Source organism: Alteromonas sp. 4NH20-0056, from assembly GCF_057539655.1.
In genome coordinates this window covers 600,983-608,979 of the sequence record NZ_BAAJLS010000002.1, presented here as the reverse complement: position 1 = coordinate 608,979, position 7,997 = coordinate 600,983, and the positions used below count along the sequence as shown (strand labels likewise).

The following is a 7,997-nucleotide window of genomic DNA, read 5'->3' as shown; positions in this document are numbered from 1 at the left end:
TTTAAGCGTCAGTTGACTCGTGGCTTGTTGTTTCGAGCGAACAAATGTCCGTTCATTAAAAGCCGTGATCTACGACACACTTATCGTTATTCTGTATCGATTTCTTCGAAATACATACGATATTCTGTTTTGGTGATAAGATCATCGTCGTTCTTATCCATATCATCAAAGTCACCCGTTACCTTGGCAAGCTTCAATTCTTTCATTGATAGTTCACCATTACCGTCCATATCGATATTATCGAATTTAGCGTTGGCTGACATCGTCATCTCGGTACGCATTTCTTTATTCTTTTTACTAATAACGTCGCCGTCTGCGATCTTCGTCGTAGATACTTGCTTAGTAATAACAGCGTCTGTTGTACCTTCAGCTTTAACCGCTACTACAATATCATCACTAAACATACTAGGGTTACGTTCGACGAACGATTCAAACTCTTCGCGACTTACCATTTCATCCATATTGGCATCCATCTTCGCCATGTATGAACTTTCAATTTCGCGTTCAAACTCTGCTACTGATACATAATCATTACTGTCGCTGTCTAAACTTGCGAAGTCAGACGTGATTTTTGTATCGTGATGACCGGCTACTGCTGATGCAGACATTAATGTACCGATAGTCATTGCTAATGTTAGCTTTTTCATTACAAACTCCTTCTGTTTTGATAGCTGGATTGTAACCTTACAATCCAGATTTACTTCACAATGACTCATTCATTTCGCGTGCCAGTACCTTTAAGTTTCTGAAATATATGATTTTATCGATTTTTTTAGTGAGTGGTACAATATTGGCTGCTGTTAAAAAGAAACAGTATTTTGAAATTGTTGCACGCTTACGAGCCGGCTTTCTAATTGAAAAGTGTGAGTTGTTCGTTCGTAATATTATCGAATGATTCATTAATCAGCGGCAATATACTGTCTGCAATTGGGCGCAGTTGTTTGTCTATATAATGGTTGTAATCCAAAGGACTACTTTGATAGTCGAGGGTCTGTGGACCATTGGTAGTCATTACGTAATAAATAACATTTCTGTTTGCGTAAATGGAGGTGCCAGCCACTTCTTCGGCGTGCAAGGCTGCTTTAACATGTGGGGGCCTCGTCTTCGTGTACGCAGCCAAAGGTTTTCGAAGACGCTTTTTATAAACAAGGTTCTTATCTTCTTTTCCACTTTTTACTACATCAACAATGTCTTTGATAAAGGCTGCGATAGGTGACTTATTAAACACTTTTACATATAACTCATGCTGAAAGCGCTTAGCAAGGGTAGTCCAGTCTGATCGCACATTTTCAAGACCTTTGAAAATTAGTGTTTGCTGACCATCTTTATTGACCATTCCCGCATAACGCTTTTTACTGCCCAGTGCAGAGCCTCGTATAGTAGGCATAAAAAACGTGTCAAAATGCGTTTCAAACTCGATTTCTAAGAAACAGTCGATTTGGTACGCGTCGTTTAAGTATGTTCGCCACTTTTCATTTATCATCGCAGCAAGGTGTTGCCCAGTTTGTTCTGGCGTACCTAACGAATCATTTCCGTTAATATGAACGAACGTTGAGTCTGTATCTCCGTATATTACTTGGTAGCCTTTTTCTCTTATCCATGTTGCAGTCGTTTGCATAATTTCATGACCGCGCAATGTTATTGAGCTCGCGAGTCTTGTATCGTAAAACGGGCAACCGCCACTTCCTAATACTCCATAAAATGAGTTCATTAAAATCTTTATCGCCTGAGAACGTGCGCTGTCTTTCACTCGTTTTGCTTCATCACGCTGCGACCACAAGTTTTCAATAATGCTAGGAAGGAAATGCTTTTCTCTGCTAAACCGAGCTCCTTTAAAGCCTTCTATCGCAGTAGTGGGATTTTCTAACCCTTCTGCCAGCCCAAGTGGGTCTATCTTGAAGGTTCGAATAATCGAGGGGTAGAGGCTTTTGAAATCTAATACGAGCACGTCGTTATATAATCCAGGCTTCGATGTCATTACATATCCACCGGGGCTAGCGAGTCCACCATCTTGCGGACGGTTACCGCTTATATACCGTTGCCTGTGTAGTTTGGGTAAATAGACATTAATAAATGCGGCGACAGACCCCCCAGGCCTTTCTATCGCCAAACCAGTAAGTGCGCCTCGTAATACAAGAAAGTCGATAAATTTTGTTTTTTCTTCTATCTCGTTAACCAGTGTGCAGTCTTGGTGGTTATATGTGGCCAAGGCTATGGGGTCATTGAGGTAAAGTGCTTTTATCTCGGCAAGTTTATCATTTGCTAGTATCAGTTTACGCTTGTTAAGCAACACATTGGCAACGGTATCTAATGCGAAGTTTTCAAACTGATATGTCATTGTTTTAAGTGCTTCAATGCCATCAACAACACAACGGCCTGGTAAATCTATATACGTTTGTCCGTCCCACTCTCTTACTTTCATCACGCTATTTGCCCGGCCCAATAAAAGGGTGATGTTGTTTTTCTTAGCTCGTCGACCTAATACCGCCAGGTCAAACTGTTTCACATTCCAACCAAGAAGAATATCTGGGTCTATATCACGTACCCGTTGACAAAATAGGGTAAGTAATTCGGTTTCACTGTCTACTATTGTGAGGGTATACCCGGCACTGTGATGACGAATATCAAGTGCAACAGAAGAATGGCAGGGAGTTTTTAGTAGTATCACCTCATTATGAGACGATGATGCAAGCCCTATACTGTAGAGCGTTTCATTCTCGTCACATTCTATATCGATACTAAGTGTATCCAACGTTGGGGTATAAGCGCTTGCTTTTATTTTTGCTTTATCAATAAAGGTATCGGCCGCAGACGGGCTGTAAAAGGCGAGAGAGCCATAAATAAACCGCTCCATAAGATATCTATCAACTAGCCGGACATCAGCCTCATAAAGCGTGATGTTGCTCTGTTGTGCACATTGTCGTAATTCGTGCATGGCCAATTCGGTTTTTGTCTTTATCGTTGTTACAGGGGTTTGTGTCAGCGTTTTGAATTGGTTGTCAAAATGCGTAACGCTTATCCCGTTCTTGTCAGTAACATTTAATAGCGCATTAAGCGATGTCGTCTCAACAAAACAAAGGGGGGTCTGCGCTTCACTTCTTAAGCATACAGGGCCGCTATCGGTTTTTACCCAGAGCTCAACCCACGTATCATCACCTACTGTTACAGCATGCCTACTTAAGATATAGCCATTTCTTATCATATTATTATGCAGTGAGCCTGATTGTCTGAGAGACGTAAAAACGAGAATTAATGACGACAGTTCCCATATTAGTAGTCTCTATAGATGTATATCAAATAGATGCGTTTGTCTTTAAGACCGCAACATTATAGAACTAAGTATACCAAGCAACAGGTGACAATGTATGCATTACCCTTTTGAATCACAACCATCCGCAGGCACGTTAAAAGAAGTATGTAAGGGGGTGTTTTGGTTAACTATGCCACTGCCGTTCGACCTCGATCATATTAACCTGTATATCATCGAGGACAATGATGGTTACGTGATTGTCGATACCGGGATTGGGCTCGATAAGACAAAAGCGCTGTGGACTGAGATATTTGCTCAGTTAGATAAGCCTATCGTTGGGGTGCTCGTGACACATTTGCACCCTGATCATATTGGTTTAGCGGGTTGGATAGCTGATACTTATGACGTTCCATTTTACATGTCTCAAGTTGAATATTTCACGGCCCGTGCGTTTACCGCTGGTAAGGGAGGCGCATCTCCTGCAAGAGATAGACGTTATTTTCATCGTGCAGGGTTAGGCGAGGACCAAATTAATAGATTAACCTCGGGGTCGAAGGGATATAGCTCGGTTGTCTCTCCCATCCCACTGAGTTATAGACGGTTAAAGCATGATGACGTACTCATTTTCAATGATATTGAGTGGAAGGTCATAATAGGTAAAGGGCATTCACCTGAGCATGTTTGTTTATACTCAGATGAAAAGAAAACACTGATAGCCGGGGATCATATTCTTCCTATTATCACACCCAATATCGGGGCTTATTCTACTGAACCAGAAGCCAATACACTTAAAGACTACTTAACGACGCTTCCTCAATTTAAAGCATTACCAGAGTCTACGTTAGTTTTGCCAGCACATAAGCTCCCCTTTTATGGGTTGCATGAACGTGTTGATGCACTTCTAGCTCACCATCAAGATCATTTAGAAGCATTGATATCTGCGTGCCGAGAAAAACCGTGTACAGTAGTCGATTTACTGCCTGTTTTGTTCAAACGAAGACTGTCAGAAGGCAGCCTTATTTTTGCTGTGGCAGAGTGCTTTTCGCACCTAAACTACTTACTTTATTGTAAAGAAATTACGCGGTGTTTAAATGCACATGGTGTGTATGAATTTGAAACCCAATAACTGACCGAAACGGCTTACGTATTTTTAGGAAGCGTTACGGTAACGACGGTTCCTTTCCCTTCTTTACTATTTACCGTTATTTTCCCACCGTGTTTTTCAATAGCCGTATAGGCAACAGATAAACCGAGTCCTTGACCTTTGCCTTCCGGTTTTGTGGTAAAAAAGGGCTCGAAGATACGTGAAAGGTGTTTCTCAGGTATGCCAACTCCGCTGTCTAATACCTTGATGGTGATAACACTCTCATTATCTGCCAACGTAATCTTAATGAAGCCTTTGGTCTCTATTGCTTGTGCGGCGTTGACGATGACGTTCATTAATGCTTGTTTTAACATACCAGCGTGGCCGGTATATTCTACCTTTTCTTTAGGAGTATCGAGTTTATAGGTAGGTTCAGGGTACTGCGTTGATACAAGCTTAATCAGTTGATTGGCAATGTCATTAATATTGATGTCTTTAGTTTCATCGTTATTGTCTAACGAAAACAATTTCAAATTTTCAACAATATCACGAACTCGAGTTAATCCCTCGGTTGACTCATCTATAAGCGATTGCATGTCGTCTTTTAGTAGGTCGTAATGATTCTTTTCATAAAGGTTTTTTACAAACGCCTGTGCGTCCTCACTCACGCCTTCTACTTGCTCGTTGATACTGTCGCATATTTCAATAAGGTGAGAGGCATACTGTGACAGCGTTTCAAGGTTGGCATTTACAAAACCAATAGGATTATTGATTTCGTGTGCAATTCCGGCTGCCAGTTGGCCTGTCGAGGCCATTTTTTCTGCTTGAATAAGTTGGCTTTGTGCTGAATCTAATTTACGTATAAGTTTACGTTGCGCGGCATGTTCTTTCTTCAAAGCGGCAGACAGGCGTTGTTGTTCTCTAAAATAACTTGCCTGTGCGGTAACGTCTTGTAAAAAGATGCAAGCAAGCTTTTGTCCCGTATTTTTATCCTTTACTGGGATTATCTCCATATTTTGGTACATTTGCGTTTCTTCACCCGTAATAGGGCGGCTACTCTTAAATGGAAAAATGTGAGGACGTTGTTCCCAGTAGCTGAAGCTTGGATGCTGAAGTACAAAAACTGATTTTAGCCTTCGCTTGATGAACTTTCCTTGTTCACTAAACATGTCAACGATAGGCGTGTCTTTAAAGGTGTTTCTTTGTTCGTGAGGAAGCCGGTCGAGGAAAAATTCGTTCAAATAAACAATATTGAAATTTTCGTCAACGACGGCAATGCCAACGGGAAGTTTTCCTACCAGCTGTTCGAACATTACGCTAACAAATCGTCCAACGTTGCTTTTATTCGAGAAAGCGATGCATCATCTAAGCAGAAAACAACTCGCATGCTGAATGAAGAAATAGCAACAACGAACTGGACTTCCATGACTAGGCTATGCTGCCATTGAAGCTCGTCAAAGTTGCCCTTGTCAGGTGAAAATAGCGTTGGCATGTTTAAGTTTGTCGTTAGCTCAAGTTGTTCCGATAACCCCGCTAAACAAGCTCCGGCAAGAATATTGCAAAGCTCAAGTATGATTTCTTGTATATCTTCTTTAGAGAGCGGCTCCTCATATTCCATTAATTCTGCAACTTCGTTAAGCCCTGAGCGAGACAACACGGACATCACCTCACCGTGAACATCACCCAAAAATGATTGGCGGGTATAAAACGAGTTGTTAGTCTCGAACAACAATGAGTAAAGCTGCGTGGGGGTGACTGAGGTGATTTTTGGAATAGAAATATCAATTTTCGTTTCAATAAGCTGCGCAAGTGAATTAGCCGCTTGCCCCATCGAAATGTTGAGAAGCTCTTGCAACGCATCCCGTTGGTCTTCATCTAAAGAAAGGTCCACCATTACAGATACCCCAGCTCAAACAATGTCATTGCTAATTCTTCTTTGTCTAATGGTTTTCTAATGAATCTTTTTGCGCCTAGCGATAACACTATGCGCTGCTTCTCTGGTTGAAAGTCCGCACTGATAACAATAACGTTAGGCATATCACCTCGTTCATCGAGGTATCTCAATACGTCTACGCCATCTTTCTCTGGCATCGTAAGGTCTAAGAGAAGTAGTGAGTAAGTATTGCCGCTTAAGGCGTCTATTGCTTCTTGTCCGTTGGTAGCCTCTGTGATGTCATATTCCAACTCAGGGGGCAGTGATCTGATAACACTACGTCTTGATAATTTAGAGTCATCTGCCACTAGTACAGGTATTGCCATTTATAGCCTCCTCGACAGGCTTTTTAAATTTGGCTAGATATAACAGTATGTCTAATTCTCCCATTCCTGCAAGCGAGATGAGTGACAAACTGCTGGATAACCAATAACGCTTAATAAACACCAATCTTGTAGTGATATTATATGACAAAGGTGACTTTTGTGCCCATTAGACTTTTAGGGGAAGAGAATTAAGACTGCGCGCCCGAAGAAGGCGCGCGGTTTAAGCTAACTCGACTGCTTCTTATGCATGGCTTCGAGAGCGCCGGGCATTGCGTCAATGTAGCGCTGTACATCGGGGATCTTGCCCATACTTACGCGAGACCAATTTGAGTAGGTACGGTATGTGCCTCTAATATGCACATCCTTCTCAGCCATGGCAGTTTGAAACAAGTCTGCGTCACCCTTTCCAAGATTGACGAAAATGAAATTGGTGCTAGAGGGTAATGCCGTTAGACCGTTTGCCTTTACGGCATCCATTACCATTCCTTTCGCTTCAATTATTTTATCCTTTGAAAATGTTAGAAATGCGTCATCATTATAACTGGCGATAGCTGCTGCAAGCCCTGCCTGATTAAGGGTATAGCCGCCCATGCCATACTGGTTGATCCAAGCGGTATTCGCCTCCGAAGCAATCATATAGCCAACGCGAAGCCCAGCCAGTCCGTAGATTTTAGAAAATGTTCTTGCCACAATAATGTTATGACCCGCTTTGACTAGCGGTATCATTGAGTGCTTTGGCGGATCGTCGATAAGTTCGTTGTAGGCTTCATCCACAAGAACAAGGGTTTTCTTTGATGCTTTGATACAAAATTCGCGTAGCTTGTTAGGGTCTAAAATTTTGCCTGTCGGGTTGTTAGGGTTACAGATGTGTACCATACCAATCGAGTCATCAATGGCCGTATAAAGGGCATCCAAATCTATATCGAGGCTTGCCGTATTAGGAACGCGTACTATTTCTGGCATCCCTTGCTTTTCTGGTGCTTTCGATGTGGTATCCCAAAAGAGGTCTGGCCCAAGAATACGGCCTTTTTGGCTAGCGGCTAACGCCGCATACGACAGTATGGGGCTGGAGCCCGCACTTAATGAAATATTTTTGCGGGTTATTCCATGTCGTTCTGCAATCATATCAAGTAACGTCATCGCTGCTGGATAGGCGTAGTATGCACCCCCTTGTGATGCAGCTTCCGATATTGCTTTTAGGGCGGCAGGGCTAGGACCAAACGGGTTTTCGTTTGCGTTTAGCTTAGCAATGTTTGGCTGAGGTCCGTAAAGGACTTTGGGCGTCGCAGCTTTGGCACTAGCAGCACCTAATAAACCTGTAGTGCTGATGGCTGTTGCTGCGGCAGACGCACCGAGAAAGAGACGTCTTGAGCGGTTTATAGTCATTTTTTTTCCTTATTGCCT

Annotated in this window: 7 protein-coding genes; 1 reads left to right on the top strand and 6 read right to left on the bottom strand. The window is 42.4% G+C overall.

Features of this window, described 5'->3' with window-relative positions; translation table 11 throughout:
- Positions 1–86 precede the first annotated feature (86 nt).
- Together AC27EZ_RS06145 and AC27EZ_RS06140 are read right to left on the bottom strand one after the other, a co-directional pair.
- Complete coding sequence (locus AC27EZ_RS06145; protein ID WP_487134478.1) at positions 87–647, bottom strand: EF-hand domain-containing protein; 561 nt, start codon at positions 645–647, stop codon at positions 87–89.
- A gap of 203 nt (positions 648–850) precedes the next feature.
- Positions 851–3,202 (bottom strand): DNA polymerase II, encoded by a 2,352-nt coding sequence (locus tag AC27EZ_RS06140; RefSeq protein WP_487134477.1) that lies wholly within the window; start codon positions 3,200–3,202, stop codon positions 851–853.
- A 163-nt stretch (positions 3,203–3,365) separates the two neighbouring features.
- On the opposite strand from AC27EZ_RS06140, the gene AC27EZ_RS06135 reads away from it, so the two are divergent.
- Entirely contained in the window at positions 3,366–4,376 is a 1,011-nt protein-coding gene (locus AC27EZ_RS06135) for an MBL fold metallo-hydrolase (protein WP_487134476.1), read from the top strand.
- Between the two features lie 14 nt (positions 4,377–4,390).
- Here AC27EZ_RS06135 and AC27EZ_RS06130 read toward each other — a convergent pair whose 3' ends face one another.
- The 4 genes from AC27EZ_RS06130 to AC27EZ_RS06115 all read right to left on the bottom strand — a co-directional run bounded on the left by AC27EZ_RS06130 (position 4,391) and on the right by AC27EZ_RS06115 (position 7,979).
- Entirely contained in the window at positions 4,391–5,647 is a 1,257-nt protein-coding gene (locus tag AC27EZ_RS06130; RefSeq protein ID WP_487134475.1) for an ATP-binding protein, read from the bottom strand.
- Positions 5,647–6,228, bottom strand: a complete 582-nt coding sequence (locus AC27EZ_RS06125) for a chemotaxis protein CheX (RefSeq protein WP_487134474.1) — start codon at positions 6,226–6,228, stop codon at positions 5,647–5,649. The genes AC27EZ_RS06130 and AC27EZ_RS06125 overlap by 1 nt, the downstream gene beginning before the upstream one ends.
- On the bottom strand, positions 6,228–6,593 hold the full coding sequence (locus AC27EZ_RS06120; RefSeq protein WP_487134473.1) for a response regulator: 366 nt from the start codon (positions 6,591–6,593) through the stop codon (positions 6,228–6,230). Before AC27EZ_RS06120 ends, AC27EZ_RS06125 begins: the two co-directional genes overlap by 1 nt.
- A 225-nt stretch (positions 6,594–6,818) precedes the next feature.
- Entirely contained in the window at positions 6,819–7,979 is a 1,161-nt protein-coding gene (locus AC27EZ_RS06115) for a pyridoxal phosphate-dependent aminotransferase (RefSeq protein ID WP_487134472.1), read from the bottom strand.
- Positions 7,980–7,997 lie beyond the last annotated feature (18 nt).